Origin of the sequence: Pseudomonas sp. Q1, from assembly GCF_009935975.1 — a bacterium.
Lineage (GTDB): Bacteria > Pseudomonadota > Gammaproteobacteria > Pseudomonadales > Pseudomonadaceae > Aquipseudomonas > Aquipseudomonas palleroniana.
Genome location: NZ_QODI01000009.1, coordinates 1 through 15,972 on the forward strand (window position 1 = coordinate 1; position 15,972 = coordinate 15,972).

The window sequence follows — 15,972 nt, forward strand, 5'->3', positions numbered from 1 at the left end:
GAAAAGGGGGGCTTGCTCCCGATGACAGAGGGTCAAGTGACCCTCTGTCATCGGGAGCAAGCCCCCTCTTGTTTACCGTTGTTAGGCAGTGCCGGAAAACGCTGCCTCAGGCACCGAATCCGACAATGGCCTTGGTCTCCAGGTACTCTTCAAAACCCTGCACGCCATACTCGCGGCCATTGCCCGAACGCTTATAACCACCAAAGGGCGCCATCGGGTCCCAGGCGGGATGGTTCAGGTGCACCTGCCCGGCGCGAATGCGCGACGCCACGGCACGCGCAAGCTGGATGTCCTGCCCCTGCACATGCGCGCCCAGCCCGTACACCGTGTCATTGGCGATGGCGACAGCTTCATCGAGGCTGTCATACGCAATGATGCAGAGTACCGGGCCGAAAATTTCTTCCTGGGCGATGCGCATGCTGCTCGCGACGTCGGAAAACACGGTCGGGCGGGCATAGAAGCCTTTGTCAAAGCCCGGCACGCGCCCGGGGCCACCGCAGACCCGTTTCGCGCCTTCGGCGATGCCGGCTTCGATCATGCTCTGGACACGCTCGAACTGTGCCTGGTTGGCAATCGGGCCGAGTACGGTGTCCTCCGATTGCGGGTCACCGACGACGATGTCATTGGCGGTGGCCGCTGCCAGCGCTTCGACTTCCGCCAGCCTGCTCCGGGGCACGATCATCCGCGTCGGTGCGCTGCAGGATTGCCCCACGTTGCGAAATGCCGACATCACGCCCAGCGGCACGGCCTTGGCAAAGTCTGCATCGGGCAGCAGCACATTCGGCGATTTGCCGCCCAGCTCCTGGGTCACGCGTTTCACCGTCGGCGCGGCCGCTTGCGCCACCAGCGCGCCGGCGCGGTTGGAGCCGGTGATGGAAATCATATCGATGTCAGCGTGCGCCGCCATGGCAGCACCTACCTCGTGGCCACTGCCATTGACCAGGTTGAACACCCCGGGCGGCAGGCCGGCATCGTGCACCAACTGGGCGAACAGCAACGCGCTCAGCGGCGACAGTTCGCTGGGTTTGAGCACCACGGTGCAGCCGGCGGCAATCGCCGGGGCAACCTTGGCGGTGATCTGGTACAGCGGCCAGTTCCACGGGGTGATGAGCCCGCATACGCCGATGGGTTCGCGCTCGATCGCGGTGCTGCCTTCCAGCGTCTGGAAGCGATAGTCGGCCAAAAGATCACGTGCGACGCGCACGTGTTCGGCCGCCAGTGGCACCTGCATGGCCCGTGCGAAACCTATCGCCGCGCCCATCTCCAGGCACAGTGCCTGGGCCAGCTCTTCCTTGCGTTCCAGGATCAGCGTATGGATCTTGCCCAGTACGCGGGCGCGCTCCGCAGGGGCGCAAGCCGCCCAACCGGGAAACGCCTCACGCGCCGCTGCAACGGCGCGATCGACATCTTCGGCGGTGCCACGCGCCACCTGCGCCACCTCCTGTTCGGTGGCCGGGTTGATCACCCCGAGGCTGGCCGGAACAGCCGGCGAAACCCACTGGCCATTGATGTAGAACCTGGCCAATACGTGGGCATCGACGCTGGGGTGGTTCGAAGAGTGTGTAGTCATGTTCAACGGGCTCCCTGGAGCGATAACGGGCGTTGCGAACTTATTTCACCGCGTAAACCTTGCGCACATACACCGAGCCGCGCCAGGCACAGGGCGCGCCTTTGGCGACGAACACGGTGTCTCCGGTGTTGACCGTCAGATCGACACCCTCAGCGTCCTGAAGCGTCATGTTGCCTTCGATCAGGTACATCAATTCGTGCAGCTTGTGCGGGCGGCCGTGGCGGGCATAGGGCGTCGAGTCCCAGATGCCGACGCGCAGTTCGGTGCTGGCGTCGTCGAACAGGTTGTTGGCGCGGCATTGCGGCGCAGGGCCGATCAGGATGTGTGCGTCGGGTGCGGCTGACGGGTTGAGCTGGGCACGCGGGTCGAGCCAGGTCAGGCCGGGGCGCAGCGGGGCGTCGGCGAGGTCCACGGCGCAGAAGGCCCAGCAGGTGCCTGGAGTCGCCTGCAGGGTGAGGCGGGTGCCACGGCCGATGACCGCGCTGTCGCCGACGCCCAGTTCCAAGGTCTGCTCGGCGCTGTGCAGCAGGACTGAGCCTGCGTGAACCACCAGCGTTTCGCTGTGGGGGAAGTCTTCGATCACCGCTTCGCCGCTGAACGCGACCAGGCCGGCAGACACGCCGTCGTCGCTCAGCCAGGCCAGCCGGCGGGTGTTGCCGAAGGGGTCGAGCGTGCTCAGGGCCGCGTTGCGCAAGGGCGTGTCGACAGGGCTGCCGTCAGCGCGAGCGAGCATGAGGATACGGGGGGGAAACATGGGCAATACTCCAGGAGAAATCAGCCGACGGCTTGGGTGATCAGGGCAAATGCATGTATGCCTGCGCGGGCTTTGGGCGGTTCACCCTTGGCCATGCGTGCAACCTTGTCGACGCACTTCAAACCGGCCTGCTCGAGCCAGTCGTTGAGGCCGCATTCGGCCGGGATATCGATGCGCACAAAGGCGTCCGGTACCTCGGCCAGCAGCGTGCCGATCAGGTGCTTGGCCTGCTCGAGCGTCTCGGCCACTACCGGGCCGATGCAGCGCCCGCGACCAAAGGGGTACAGCAGTGCAATCGCGCGCAACTGGCCGTCGCGTTCGATGCCTACCGCGTGCTCCACTTGCAGGTCGCGCAGGATCTCGCGGCGGTCCAGGCCGCTACCGGCGCTGGCCAGGTCGATCAGGGCGGCATGATCATCGGCATTCAGCGTGCGGCAGGTTTCGCCTGCGGCCAGAGCGGTCAGTTCGGGAACCTGCACCTGACCTTGATGCTGCTGCACATAGCCAAATTCGACAAACCCCTGGCTGGCATAAAGCGGTGCACCGGCCAGGGTCGCGTTGAGCAGTGGCGTGCTGGTTCGGCAGGCCTTCAGGGCCATTTCCATCAAGCGTCGGCCGATGCCCTTGCCCTGATAGTCGTCGCTGACGATCACCAGGCCGATCGTTGTGTAATCACCCTGGGGGCAGGCGAACGCCGAGCCGATCAGGCGCTCACCGTCGAGTACCACAAAACCATCGCTGACCCGTTGCAGCATCGCCCAATCTTCCAGGCGGTGTGGCCATTTGAGTTGCACCGACAGGTCATGGGCGGCTGGGAGGTCGGCGACCGTCATTGAGCGATAGAGGTAATCAGGGTGTGGCAGGGCAGCCATGGCGGGCCTCCGTTGAGCACGGGTTGAGGGTCGTTGAAACGCCTGTATCCCACCTGCTTTGCGGGCTGGCAAGAGGGTGCGCAGCATTCGGTAGATTTGCCGTGCGGGAGGGTAACGCCACCATAGTTACTACCAAATCGGAGGGGGTGCTCAGCAGCAAATGCCTCACGGCTGATGGACCTGTTCAGCGCTGTGCACGCAGCGCTTCTTTATAGAAAGGTTGTCCACCACACATTCTGCCGCTGATCGCCCCCAGCCTTGAGCCTTCGTGCCCAAAAAGGCCCATTAAAGCGCATGAATACGGGCTTCGCCCAAGCCTGGAGCGCGCCGCAAACTCTGCTGGCGCTGGCGGCAAAAACGGTGCTTTGTATTGAGGCGGGCGCTTTTTTGACGCCATCTGCTGATTTCACAGTGGTGTAATGAAGCTGTGCTGCAACGAGGCCGACGCGCCGTCAGAGCCGCGAATGCTTGCCACCTTCCACTGACTCCAGGACCGCACCCCCATGAGCTTTCTTCGTCCCAAATTCATTACGTTTGACTGCTACGGTACGCTGACCAACTTCCAGATGGGCCCGCTGACCCGCGAGCTGTTCGCGGACCGCATCGCGCCTGAGCAGATGGATCAGTTCGTCAAGGATTTTGCCGCCTACCGCCTGGATCAGGTGATGGGCGACTGGCGGCCGTACGACGAAATTCTCAAGACCGCCCTGGCACGTACCTGCAAGCGCTGGGGCATCGACTATCGTGAAGAAGGTCAGCTGTATTACGACGCCGTGCCGACCTGGGGTCCCCATGCGGACGTGCCGGCCGGCCTGTCGAAGATCGCCGACAAGATTCCCCTGGTGATTCTCTCCAACGCCATGGACAGTCAGATCATGTCCAACGTCGAAAAGCTCGGTGCGCCGTTTCACAAGGTGTACACCGCCCAGCAGGCCCAAGCCTACAAGCCACGCTTGCAAGCGTTCGAATTCATGTTCGACAACCTCGGCTGCGGGCCGGAAGACATCTTGCATGTGTCGTCCAGCTTCCGTTACGACCTGATGTCGGCCCACGACATGAAGATCAAGCACAAGGCGTTTGTTGCCCGCGGACATGAAGCCGCAGGCAATGCCGCCTATGGCTACCAGCAGATCACCGATATCGGTGGCTTGCCGGGCCTGGTCGGTCTGTAAACACCAACGTCATCGGCGTACGAGGTTAAACATGGGCAGTGAATCCTATTGGCTCGACACCGCACCCGCCTTCACCGGCGCGCAGTTGGGTGACCTGCCCAGGCAGGTCGACGTGGCGGTGGTCGGTGGCGGGTTTACCGGCCTGTCGGCGGCCAGGGCGTTGGCCATGCGCGGCGCCAGTGTGGTGGTGCTGGATGCCGGGCGGGTGGTCGGCGAAGCCTCGGGGCGCAACGGTGGGCAATGCAATACCGGGGTGGCCCAGGATTATGCCGGGCTGCATGCCAGCCTCGGAGCCGCCAAGGCGCGGGACTATTACCAGGCTTATGAAAGCGCAGTGCAGACCGTGGTGTCGTTGGTGGACCAGGAGCAGATCGCCTGCGACATGGTGCGTAACGGCAAGCTCAAGCTGGCGGCCAAGCCCCTGCATTACGAAGGGTTGGCGCGCACCTGCGAGTTGATCCGCCGTGAAGTCGACGCTGATGTCGAGTTGCTCGACGCCGGCCAGACCCGAGCCGAAGTCCATTCGGCGCAGTTTCACGGCGGCTTGCTGCAACGCAATGGCGTGCAAATGCACATCGGGCGTTTTGGTGTGGGCCTGGCCGAGGCGGCGGCGCGACGCGGCGCGATGATCCATGAGCACACGCTGGTCAATGACTGGAAAGCGCAGGCCGGTGGTTATCAAGTCAACACCGCGCGCGGCTCGCTGCACGCCGGTCAAGTGTTGCTGGCCAGCGGTGCCTGCCAGCACGGTGGGCTTGGCTGGTATCGCCGACGCATCGTACCGGTGGGCAGTTTTGTCATCGTTACCGAAGTGTTGCCCCAGGCGCTCATCGATCAGCTATTGCCGCAGCACCGCGCCTATGTGACCAGCCGCATGATCGGCAATTACTTTCGCCTGACCCCGGATAACCGTCTGCTGTTCGGCGGGCGTGCACGCTTTGCGATGTCCAACAGCGTGTCGGATGCCAAGAGCGGCAAGGTACTGCAGGCCGCGATGCTGAACATGTTTCCGCAGTTGGCGCAGGTGAAGATCGATTACTGCTGGGGCGGCCTGGTGGACATGACCTCCGACCGCCTGCCACGTGCCGGGCAACATGGCGGCGTGTTTCATTCCATGGGTTACAGCGGCCATGGGGTGCAGATGTCGGTGCACATGGGCCAGGTGATGGCCGAGGTGATGGCCGGCAATGCTGCGGCGAACCCGTGGCGTGAACTCGAGTGGCCGGCGATCCCCGGGCATTTCGGCAAACCCTGGTTCCTGCCGTTCGTGGGCGCCTATTACCGCTTTCAGGACTACTTACATTGAGTTGCCGCTGTTGCCTCACCGTCGTGTGTGTTTCCAGAACGCTCCGGATAACCGTGAGCACTCGAACCTTTTAATTTTCGACAGGTAGCCTTGCCATGACAGACAACAAGACCACGCCCTCGCTCATCTCCGGTGAAGAGAGCCTGCGGGTATTCGAAAGCCTCAATCGCGGCATGTCGCGGCGCAATGCCTTGCTAATGCTCGGCCTCGCCGGTGTAGCGGCGGCCGGTGCGGGCAGCTTGTTCGGTACGGCCGGCAAATTGTGGGCCGATGAAGCACCGGCCGAAGGCAAGGGCAAGCCGGGCGGCAAGATCCGCGTGGCCGGTATGTCCACGTCTACCGCCGACACCCTCGACCCGGCCAAGGGCGCGCTGTCTACCGACTACGCGCGCCAATACATGTTCTACAACGGCCTGACGCGCTTCGATAGCCACATGACCCCGCACCTGGAGCTGGCCGAACGCATCGACAATGTCGACGCCACGCTGTGGACCATCACGCTGCGCAAGGACGTGACCTTTCACAACGGCAAGCCACTGACTGCCGCCGACGTGGTGTTCTCCCTGAGCCGGCATAAGGACCCGTTGACGGGTTCCAAAGTCATGGCGCTGGTGGAGCAGTTCACCGAGATCAAGGCCAGTGGGCCGAATGAAGTGCAGATCCGCCTCAGCGCGCCCAACGCCGAGCTGCCGTCGATCCTCGCGGTGTCGCACCTCTTGATCGTTCCGGAGGGCACCACCGATTTCAACAAAGGCATCGGCACCGGGCCGTTCACCGTCGGCGAATTCAAGCCCGGTGTGCGTTCGATTGCCGTGCGTAACAAGAACTACTGGAAGCCGGGCCTGCCTTACCTCGATGAGATCGAGTTCATTGCCATCGCCGATGAGCCATCGCGGATCAACGCGCTGCTGTCGGGTGACGTGCACATGATCAACGAAGTCAACCCGCGTTCGACCACGCGCATCAGCGCCAGCCCCAAGCACCGGGTCGTCGATGCGCCGTCGGGCAACTACACCGACTTGATCATCCGTCAGGACCAGATGCCCGGCAAAAGCCCGGAATTCACCCAGGCCATGAAGCTGCTGCTGGACCGCGAACAGGTCAAGTCCGCCGTGTTCCGCGGCTATGCGGTTGTCGGCAACGACCACCCGATTTCGCCGGGCGCGCGCTACTACAACAGCGACCTGCCGCAAACCGTATACGACCCGGAAAAGGCCAAGTTCCTGCTCAAGAAAGCCGGCATGGAGAGCATCACCATGCCGCTGGTCGCTTCGCCGGCCGCGACCGGTTCGGTGGACATCGCCGTGCTGTTGCAACAATCGGCCAAACAGGCCGGGCTCAAGCTTGACGTCAACCGCCTGCCCACCGATGGCTACTGGTCCAACCACTGGATGAAGCACCCGTTGAGTTTCGGCAACATCAACCCACGGCCGAACGCCGACGTGATGTTCTCGCAGTTCTTCCAGTCCAAGGCGCCCTGGAACGAGTCGGGCTGGCAGAACGATCAGTTCGACCAGTTGCTGTTGCTGGCCCGTGCCGAAACCGATGACACCAAGCGCACCCAGATGTACCACGACATGCAGGCACTGGTGCACGACCATTGCGGTATCGGGGTGCCCGTGTTCATCAGCAACATCGATGGCGTGGACAAGCGTGTGAAGGGCTACGTGGCCAATCCGCTCGGTGGTTTCATGGGCTACATGTTTGCCGAGCAAGTCTGGCTGGACGCTTAAGCACCGCGAGGGCAGGACGATGAATAGCACTACACTGTGGTTGATCGGGCGGCGCATCGGCGCCGGGGCCGTGACGTTGTTGATCGTGTCCATGGTCGTGTTCGCGATCACGGCGGTACTGCCGGGGGATGCGGCGCAACAATCCCTGGGCCAGTTCGCCACCCCGGAACAGGTGGCGGCACTGCGCCTGAAGCTGGGGCTCGACCAGCCCGGTGTGCTGCGCTACCTGCACTGGTTGATGAGCCTGCTCAGCGGTGACCTGGGCATGTCGACCTCCAGCGCCATGCCCGTCAGCGAACTGATGGGCGGCCGGGCGCCCAACACCCTGATGCTGGCGGGTGCCACGGCTTTGGTGTCGGTGCCGGTGGCCATGGTGCTGGGTATCGGTTCGGCCATGGCGCGGGGCGGGCGCATCGACAACATCCTGAGCTTTATCACCCTGGCCATGGTCGCGGTGCCGGAGTTTCTGGTGGCGACCCTGGCGGTGCTGATTTTTGCGGTGAACCTGGGGTGGCTGTCGTCGCTGTCTTATGCGAGTGATATCAGCTCCCCCTGGCAGTTCATGCGCACCTATGCCTTGCCGGTGATGACGCTGTGCTGCGTGATCGTCGCGCAAATGGCGCGCATGACCCGCGCGGCAGTCATCGACCAGCTCGACAGCCCTTATGTGGAAATGGCGCGTCTCAAAGGCGTCGGCCCGATTCGCATTGTGCTGCGCCATGCGCTGCCCAATGCGATCGGCCCGATTGCCAATGCCATCGCCCTGAGCCTCTCGTATCTGCTGGGCGGCGTGGTGATCGTGGAAACCATCTTCAACTATCCCGGCATCGCCAGCTTGATGGTCGATGCCGTGACCAACCGCGACATGGCGTTGGTGCAGGCGTGCAGCATGCTGTTCTGCGCGGCCTATCTGGGCCTGGTGTTGATCGCCGACCTGTGCGCCATCCTGTCCAATCCGAGGCTGAGAAACCAATGAATATGCTCATTGCGAAAGGCAAGCCTGCGTCCTCGGCCCTGGCGTTGGCCAAAGCGTCCAGCGGCCCGTCCTGGCTGGGGCTGGTGGGTGGCGTGGTGTGCCTGGCCTGGTTACTGCTGGCGCTGGTCGGCCCCTGGCTGGCGCCGCACCCGGTGGGTGAAGTGGTGTCTGATAACGTCTTCGACGGCTTCAGCCTGGCCCATCCGTTCGGCACCGACTACCTGGGCCGCGACATGCTCAGCCGCGTGATGGTCGGCGCCCGCTTCACCGTCGGCCTGGCGCTGGTAGCGGCGGTGCTGGCCAGTACCCTGGGCACCTTGTGTGCGCTGGTGTCGGTGGTGTCGCCCAAGTGGCTGGACGAAATCCTCAGCCGCATCATGGATGCCTTCATTTCCATCCCGAGCAAAATGTTCGCACTGATCATGGTCTCGGCATTCGGCTCGTCGGTGACGCTGCTGATCTGCACGGCGGTGATCAGTTACATCCCCGGCTCGTTCCGCGTGGCGCGCAGCATGGCGGTGAACATCGAGACCCTGGAATACGTGCAGGTTGCGCGTACCCGCGGCGAAGGCCGGCTGTATGTGGCGTGCCGGGAGATTCTGCCGAACATGCTCAACCCGGTATTGACCGACCTGGGGCTGCGTTTCGGCTACATCGTGCTATTGCTTGCCGGCATGAGCTTCCTGGGCCTTGGCGTGCAGCCACCGGACGCCGACCTCGGCTCGCTGGTGCGCGAAAACATCGGCGGCCTCAGCCAGGGTGCGTTGGCTATCGTCATCCCGGCGCTGGCCATTGGCACCTTGACCATCGGCGTGAATCTGTTGATCGACTATCTGTCTTCCCGACGCAGTCGACGTGCGGGAGGCCATTGAAATGACGGAATTGATTCGTGTCGAAGACTTGCGTGTCGTCGCCTGTGGCGAGCACGGCGAAGTGGAAATCGTCAAAGGCGTGAGCTTCTCGCTGGAGCAGGGCCAGGTGCTGGCGTTGATCGGCGAGTCCGGCTCCGGCAAGACCACCATTGCCCTGTCGCTGCTCGGCTACGCGCGACGTGGGTGCCGGTTGTCCGGCGGGGTGGTGCGTGTCGGCGAGCACGACATGCTGGCCGCGAGCGAAAGCCAGTTGCAGAAGCTGCGCGGCAACCGCGTGTCGTATATCGCGCAGAGTGCGGCCGCCGCGTTCAACCCGGCGAAAAAGCTCATCGACCAGGTGGTAGAAGGCGCCCTGATCCACGGGCTGGGTAGCCGTGTCGAGTTGGAGGCCAAGGCGATCGGTCTGTTCCGTGACCTGGCCTTGCCCAACCCGGAGCGCATCGGCCAACGCTACCCGCACCAGGTCTCCGGCGGGCAGTTGCAACGGGTGATGGCGGCGATGGCGCTGATCAGCGACCCCTTGCTGGTGGTGCTCGACGAGCCGACCACGGCGCTGGATGTGACCACGCAGATCGACGTGCTGCGGGCGTTCAAGCGCGTGGTGCGCGAACGCGGCGCGACGGCGGTGTATGTGTCCCATGACCTGGCGGTCGTGGCGCAAATGGCTGACCGTATCGTGGTGCTCAACAATGGCCAGATTCTCGAACAGAGCGCCACCGCGCCGCTGCTCGAAGCCCCGGCGCATGACTACACGCGCAGCCTGCTGGCGGCCGCGCAGCCGGACGCGACGATCCGTCCGCCGTCCGGCATCGCCGAAGACACGCCACTGCTGACCATCAGCGGCCTGACGGCCGGCTACGGCAACAAAAATGCGCAGGGCCTGCCGCTGATCCGTGTGCTCGAAGGCATCGACCTCACCGTGCGCAGGGGCCAGGCGATCGGTGTGATCGGCGAATCCGGCTCGGGTAAGTCGACCCTGGCGCGGGTGGTCGCGGGGTTGTTGCCGCCCGCCCTGGGTGGCCTCACGTTCGACGGCCAGCCGCTCGGAGGCTGCCTTTCCGAGCGCACGCCGGAACAGTTCCGACGCATCCAGATGGTGTTCCAGAACGCCGACACCGCGCTCAACCCGATGCACAGCGTGGACGCCATCATCGGCCGGCCGCTGAAAATGTACTTCGGCCTCAAGGGCAAGGCGTTGCGCGAGCGCACCGAGCAATTGCTTGACCTGGTGCGCCTGCCACGCACCTTGGCCGGCCGGCGCCCCAGCGAGTTGTCCGGTGGGCAGAAGCAGCGGGTCAACCTGGCCCGGGCGCTGGCCGCCGAGCCGGACCTGATCCTGTGCGATGAAGTCACCTCGGCCCTGGATACCGTGGTGGGGGCGGCGATCCTGGAACTGTTGCGCGATCTGCGCCAGGAACTGGGTGTGTCCTACCTGTTTATCAGCCACGACATCTCCACCGTGCGCGCGCTGTGCGATGACATTGTGGTGATGTACAGCGGCCGGAAGGTCCAGGCCGGCAGCCGCCAGACGTTTGCCGAGCCACCGTTCCATCCCTACACCGACCTGTTGATTCACTCGGTGCCGGAATTGCGCCAGGGCTGGCTGGAAACGTGCGGCGCGACCAGCGGCACGTTGCCGCCGGTGGGTGCAAACGCCGGCGGGCTGCAACTGTGCAGCTTCCTCAATCGCTGCCCGATGCGCGTCGACGGCCTGTGCAATAGCGTGCCGCCCAGCCGGCGCGTCTTGGACAATGGCAGTGAAATTCTCTGCCACCATGACGCTGCCCAGTTGCTCAAGACCCAGCAAGGCCGGGTGATTGAAACCTCGGGAGCCTGCGCATGAGTCGGCACCTTGCCCTTTTTGCCCAGCAACGGAGCCAGGTCTGATGAAACCTCGCGTACTGGATATCCTGAAAAAACTGCTGGCGTTCGACACCGTTTCATCGGAGTCGAACATGGCTTTGATCGAGTATGTGCGCGACCTGCTGCTGACTCGCGGCATCGAGTCGCTGATCGTCAAGGACCCCAGCGGGCGCAAGGCCAATCTGTTCGCCAGCACCGGCCCCGAGGGCCAGCCTGGCGTGTTGCTCTCCGGGCACACCGACGTGGTACCGGCGGCAGGGCAGGCCTGGACCTTTCCGGCGTTCGCCGCCACCGTCCAGGACGGGCGGATCTATGGGCGTGGCAGTTGCGACATGAAGGGCTTTATCGCCCTGGCCATTGACGCGATGCTCGAGGCGGCCGATCACCCGTTGAGTCGCCCGTTGCAACTGGCCCTGTCCCATGATGAAGAGATTGGCTGCGTCGGCGTGCGACGTTTGCTGGATGTGCTGCATCTGGCGCCGGTACGGCCGTTTCTGTGCGTGGTGGGCGAGCCGACCAACATGCAATTTGTGCTGGGCCACAAGGGCAAGGGTTCCTACCGCACCTATTGCCGTGGCCTGGAGGCGCACTCGTCGCTGGCGCCGCGTTCGGTGAACGCCATCCATGTGGCTTGCGACTTTATCGCCGCGCTGCGTGAGAGCCAGCAGCAGTTGCAGCACCATGGCGCCCAGGACACCGATTACGACGTGCCCTACAGCACCGTGCATGTCGGGCAGATTGTCGGGGGCAAGGCGCTGAATATCGTGCCGAACCTGTGCACCCTGGATTTCGAGGTGCGCAACTTGCCGGCCGACGACCTCGAGCAGTTCCTGGAGCAACTGCGCGAGCGGGCCGAAGTGATCGTGCAGGAGGCGAAGAAACTGTCGAGCGTCGCGGCTATCGAGATCGAGACCCTCAACGTCTACCCGGGCCTGGAGACCCATCCCAGCGTCGAAGCGGTGCGCTTTCTCAAGCAGTTTGCCGCGCCGGACACGGGCGCTGCCAAGGTGTCTTTCGGCACCGAAGGCGGCCTGTTCAAGCAGCGCCTGGATGTTCCGGTGGTGGTGTGCGGGCCGGGCTCGATCGAACAGGCGCACAAGCCCGATGAGTTTATCGAGATCAGCCAGATGGAGGCTGGAGAGGTGTTCCTGCACGGCCTGCTCGGTTCATTGAAGGCCTAGCAGAGCCTGCCGTCCTGGGCGCAATTTCAGCAGGCCACGCTGCCCACGCGACGCTTTCGGCATCCTTGTTCGTGGCACCTCCCTAGACTGGAGCGTGTCTCGAACCAGGACCCGACCATGCTCACTACTCGCCTGCAAGACCCCAGCCTCCTTACTGAACTCGCCTATGTCGATGGCCAATGGATCGCCGCCGACAGCGGCGCCACTCTGGACGTCCTCGACCCTGCCACCGGCCAGGTGCTCGCCAGGGTACCGGCCATGGACGCGGTCGACACCCGCCGCGCCATCGAAGCCGCCGAGCGTGCCTGGCCCGCCTGGCGTGCACGCCCGGCCGCCGAACGCGCCGCGCTGCTGGAGCGCTGGTACCAGGCCATGCTCGATAACCTCGATGACCTGGCGCTGATCATGACTCGCGAGCAGGGCAAGCCGCTCAATGAAGCCAAGGGCGAGATCCGCTACGGCGCAGGCTTCGTCAAGTGGTTCGCCGAAGAGGCGCGCAGGATCTATGGCGAAACCATGCCGGCACCCAGCGGCGACCGGCGTTTGCTGACGCTCAAGCAGCCGGTGGGCGTGTGTGCCGCTATCACGCCGTGGAATTTCCCCAATGCGATGATCACCCGTAAGTGCGCGCCGGCCTTGGCCGCCGGCTGCCCGATCATCGTCAAGCCATCGGACCTCACCCCGTTGTCGGCCCTGGCCCTGGCGGTACTGGCCGAGCGCGTCGGCATCCCGGCCGGCGTGTTCAACGTGATCACCGGGCTGCCTGCCGGTATTGGCACGGAACTGACCGGCAACCCGAGCGTGCGCAAGATTTCCTTCACGGGTTCCACCGCCGTCGGCCGCCTGCTGATGCGCCAAAGCGCCGAGCACATCAAGCGGTTGAGCCTGGAACTGGGCGGCAATGCGCCGTTTGTGGTGTTCGACGATGCCGACCTCGAGCAGGCGGTCGCGGGGGTCATGCTCAGCAAGTTTCGTAATGCCGGGCAAACCTGTGTGTGCGCCAATCGCATCCTGGTGCAGGACGGTATTTACGAGCGCTTCGCCGCGCGCCTGGTGCAAGAGGTGAACAAACTCAAGGTCGGCCACGGCCTGGAGGAGGGCGTGAGCATTGGCCCGTTGATCAACCCGGCGGCGGTCACCAAAGTGACGCGGCATATCGAGGATGCGTTGAGCCAGGGCGCGACGTTGTTGTGCGGCGCAATCCCGACTGACGATAGCCCCTTCGTGCAGCCCACGGTGCTGGGCGACGCTCACGCCGGAATGCTGCTGGCCAACGAAGAAACGTTCGGCCCGGTGGCGCCGCTGATGCGCTTTACCCACGAGGCACAGGCACTGGCCCTGGCCAACGCCACTCCGTACGGCCTGGGCGCCTACTATTTCACCCAGAACCTGGCGCGCTCGTGGCGCTTTGGGGAGGCCCTCGAGTTCGGCATGGTGGGCCTCAATACCGGGATTATCTCGATGGAAGTCGCGCCGTTCGGCGGCATCAAGCAATCGGGGCTGGGGCGCGAAGGCAGCAAGTACGGGCTGGACGAGTACCTTGAAGTCAAAGCTTTTCACATTGGCGGGTTGAACGAGTGAGGCAGGATCCATGAGCAAGGCATTCAGAATCGCCGCCATTGCCGGCGACGGCATCGGCAAGGAAGTGTTGCCCGAAGGGCTGCGGGTAGTGGAGCAGGCCGCCAGGGTTTGGGACCTGAACCTGAGCATCGAAGTGTTCGATTGGGCCCACTGTGATTACTACCTGCAACACGGGCAGATGATGCCCGACGACTGGTTCGAGCAGCTCAAGGACTTCGACGCCATTTACTTCGGCGCCGTGGGCTGGCCGGCCAAGGTCGCGGATCACATTTCGCTGTGGGGCTCGCTGCTCAAGTTCCGCCGCGACTTCGACCAGTACGTGAATATCCGCCCGGTCCGGCTGTTTCCTGGCGTGCCATGCCCACTGGCCGGGCGCGAGCCGGGTGATATCGATTTCGTGGTCATTCGTGAAAACACCGAGGGTGAATACTCATCGGTGGGTGGCAAGATGTTCGAAGGCACCGAACATGAGTTCGTGTTGCAGGAGTCGGTATTCACCCGGCGCGGCGTCGATCGCATCCTCAAGTTCGCTTTCGATCTGGCCCAGAGCCGGCCGCGCAAGAAGCTCACGGCGGCGACCAAGTCCAATGGCATCTCCATCAGCATGCCTTACTGGGATGAACGTACCGCGCTGATGGCGGCTGACTACCCAGAGGTGACGTGGGACAAACAGCACATCGACATCCTGTGCGCACGCTTCGTGCTGCAGCCGGATCGCTTCGACGTGGTCGTGGCGTCCAACCTGTTTGGCGACATTTTGTCGGACCTGGGGCCGGCGTGTGCGGGCACCATCGGCATTGCGCCGTCGGCCAACCTCGATCCCGAGCGCCGCTTTCCTTCGCTGTTCGAACCGGTGCACGGCTCGGCGCCGGACATCTACGGGCAGAATATTGCCAACCCGATTGCGATGATCTGGTCGGGGGCACTGATGCTGGATTTCCTCGGCAATGGTGATGCGCGCTATCGGGCGGCCCATGACGCCATCCTGCAGGCGATCGAAGCGGTGATTGCCGAGGGGTTGATCACGCCAGACCTGGGCGGCAAGGCGTCGACCCAGGAAGTGGGCGCGGCGATTACCCAGAGGCTGGTGCGCTGACGACGCCCGGGGCCCCTATCCGTTGCCGTGGTAACGGATAGGGGGGCAATCAATAACCTTTGCTGCGATCCACCTCACCCAGCATCGGCTCGCCACGCTGATGCCGCCGAATATTCTCCAATAACACCGCAAACGCGCTGTCCGGTTGGGTCATCGCGGCAATATGGGGCGTGAGCAGGATCTGTGGGTGGCCCCAGAACGGATGGTCCGCCGGCGCCGGTTCCTCTTGCACTACATCCAGTACTGCGCCGCTGAGTTGCCCGCTGGCCAGGGCTTGCAGCAAATCCTCTTCCACCAGGTGCCCGCCACGCCCCATGTTGATCAGCGCTGCGCCCTTGGGCAGTTGGGCGAACAGGCGCCGATTGAGAATGCCTTGGGTCTGCTCGGTCAGCGGCAGCACGCACAGCAGGATATCGCACTGGTTGAGGAACGCCGGCAATTGCGCTTCACCGGCAAAACAGTCCACACCCGGCAACTGATGAGGGCTGCGTGCCCAGCCCGACAAGGCAAACCCCAACGGCGCCAGCGTCGCGAGGATCTGCTGGGCCTGGGCGCCCAGGCCCATCACACCGACGCGGCGGTTCGCCGCCGGTTGCAACAGGTGCGCCTGCCAGCAGCGCGCCAGCTGTTGCTGGCGGTAGCGCAGCATGTCGCGGTGCAGGCTGAGCACGGCCCAACTCGCGTATTCGCACATGCCGCGGGTGATGCCGGGGTCGAGCAAGCGCACCACGGGCAGCTGCGCCGGCAAACGCGCGAGGTCGAGTTGATCCACCCCGGCCGATACCGCAAACAGCACTTTCAGATTGGGCAGCAGTTGCTCGAGATCGTCGGGTGCCAGCCAGGCGGCCAGGTAGTCGATCTCGGCGGGATCGCCGATGTCGGGCCAGGCGCGCCATTCGATGTCCGGTGCATGCTCGGCAAACAGTGCCTGCCAGCGCTCGCCGCGTACCGGGTCGGATTTGTAAAGCAGAGCCATGGGCATCTCCGCAGGGTTGA

At 63.9% G+C, this 15,972-nt stretch carries 14 protein-coding genes; 10 read left to right on the plus strand and 4 right to left on the minus strand.

The genetic code is table 11. The features are described from left to right. Window positions 1–106: 106 nt before the first annotated feature. The 3 genes from DK870_RS15330 to DK870_RS15340 are packed head-to-tail and all read right to left on the minus strand — an operon-like array spanning window position 107 to window position 3,196. Window positions 107–1,570, minus strand: a complete 1,464-nt coding sequence (locus DK870_RS15330) for an aldehyde dehydrogenase family protein (RefSeq protein WP_161549051.1) — start codon at window positions 1,568–1,570, stop codon at window positions 107–109. Window positions 1,571–1,610: 40 nt separating this feature from the next. After that, window positions 1,611–2,324: a cupin domain-containing protein gene (locus DK870_RS15335; protein ID WP_161549052.1), complete on the minus strand. Its 714-nt coding sequence runs from the start codon at window positions 2,322–2,324 to the stop codon at window positions 1,611–1,613. A 20-nt stretch (window positions 2,325–2,344) separates the two neighbouring features. Further along, window positions 2,345–3,196, minus strand: coding sequence for a GNAT family N-acetyltransferase (locus DK870_RS15340; protein ID WP_090369316.1), 852 nt, complete (start codon window positions 3,194–3,196; stop codon window positions 2,345–2,347). A 294-nt stretch (window positions 3,197–3,490) separates the two neighbouring features. Here DK870_RS15340 and DK870_RS29695 point away from each other — a divergent pair, with 294 nt between their 5' ends. The 10 genes from DK870_RS29695 to DK870_RS15385 all read left to right on the plus strand — a co-directional run bounded on the left by DK870_RS29695 (window position 3,491) and on the right by DK870_RS15385 (window position 14,976). After that, window positions 3,491–3,616, plus strand: a complete 126-nt coding sequence (locus tag DK870_RS29695) for a hypothetical protein (protein ID WP_256679866.1) — start codon at window positions 3,491–3,493, stop codon at window positions 3,614–3,616. Window positions 3,617–3,699: 83 nt separating this feature from the next. Next, the gene (locus DK870_RS15345; protein WP_060756194.1) at window positions 3,700–4,368 is read left to right on the plus strand and encodes a haloacid dehalogenase type II; all 669 of its coding nucleotides are present in this window, start codon (window positions 3,700–3,702) and stop codon (window positions 4,366–4,368) included. Window positions 4,369–4,399: 31 nt separating this feature from the next. Then, window positions 4,400–5,674, plus strand: a complete 1,275-nt coding sequence (locus tag DK870_RS15350) for an FAD-binding oxidoreductase (protein ID WP_090369318.1) — start codon at window positions 4,400–4,402, stop codon at window positions 5,672–5,674. A gap of 95 nt (window positions 5,675–5,769) precedes the next feature. After that, complete coding sequence (locus DK870_RS15355) at window positions 5,770–7,407, plus strand: ABC transporter substrate-binding protein (protein ID WP_161549053.1); 1,638 nt, start codon at window positions 5,770–5,772, stop codon at window positions 7,405–7,407. 19 nt (window positions 7,408–7,426) lie between these two features. Continuing rightward, entirely contained in the window at window positions 7,427–8,383 is a 957-nt protein-coding gene (locus DK870_RS15360) for an ABC transporter permease (RefSeq protein WP_060756191.1), read from the plus strand. Then, entirely contained in the window at window positions 8,380–9,255 is an 876-nt protein-coding gene (locus DK870_RS15365) for an ABC transporter permease (RefSeq protein WP_161549054.1), read from the plus strand. The genes DK870_RS15360 and DK870_RS15365 overlap by 4 nt, the downstream gene beginning before the upstream one ends. Window position 9,256: 1 nt before the next feature. Further along, complete coding sequence (locus DK870_RS15370; protein ID WP_104994503.1) at window positions 9,257–11,098, plus strand: ABC transporter ATP-binding protein; 1,842 nt, start codon at window positions 9,257–9,259, stop codon at window positions 11,096–11,098. A 43-nt stretch (window positions 11,099–11,141) separates the two neighbouring features. After that, a complete protein-coding gene (gene argE / locus DK870_RS15375) occupies window positions 11,142–12,299 on the plus strand; it encodes an acetylornithine deacetylase (protein WP_161549055.1) in 1,158 nt (385 codons plus the stop codon). A gap of 117 nt (window positions 12,300–12,416) precedes the next feature. Next, on the plus strand, window positions 12,417–13,880 hold the full coding sequence (locus DK870_RS15380; RefSeq protein ID WP_161549056.1) for an NAD-dependent succinate-semialdehyde dehydrogenase: 1,464 nt from the start codon (window positions 12,417–12,419) through the stop codon (window positions 13,878–13,880). A 10-nt stretch (window positions 13,881–13,890) separates the two neighbouring features. After that, the gene (locus tag DK870_RS15385) at window positions 13,891–14,976 is read left to right on the plus strand and encodes a tartrate dehydrogenase (RefSeq protein WP_161549057.1); all 1,086 of its coding nucleotides are present in this window, start codon (window positions 13,891–13,893) and stop codon (window positions 14,974–14,976) included. Between the two features lie 49 nt (window positions 14,977–15,025). Here the strand turns inward: DK870_RS15385 and DK870_RS15390 are convergent, their stop codons facing one another. Then, window positions 15,026–15,952, minus strand: a complete 927-nt coding sequence (locus DK870_RS15390) for a glyoxylate/hydroxypyruvate reductase A (protein WP_161549058.1) — start codon at window positions 15,950–15,952, stop codon at window positions 15,026–15,028. Window positions 15,953–15,972: the final 20 nt, after the last annotated feature.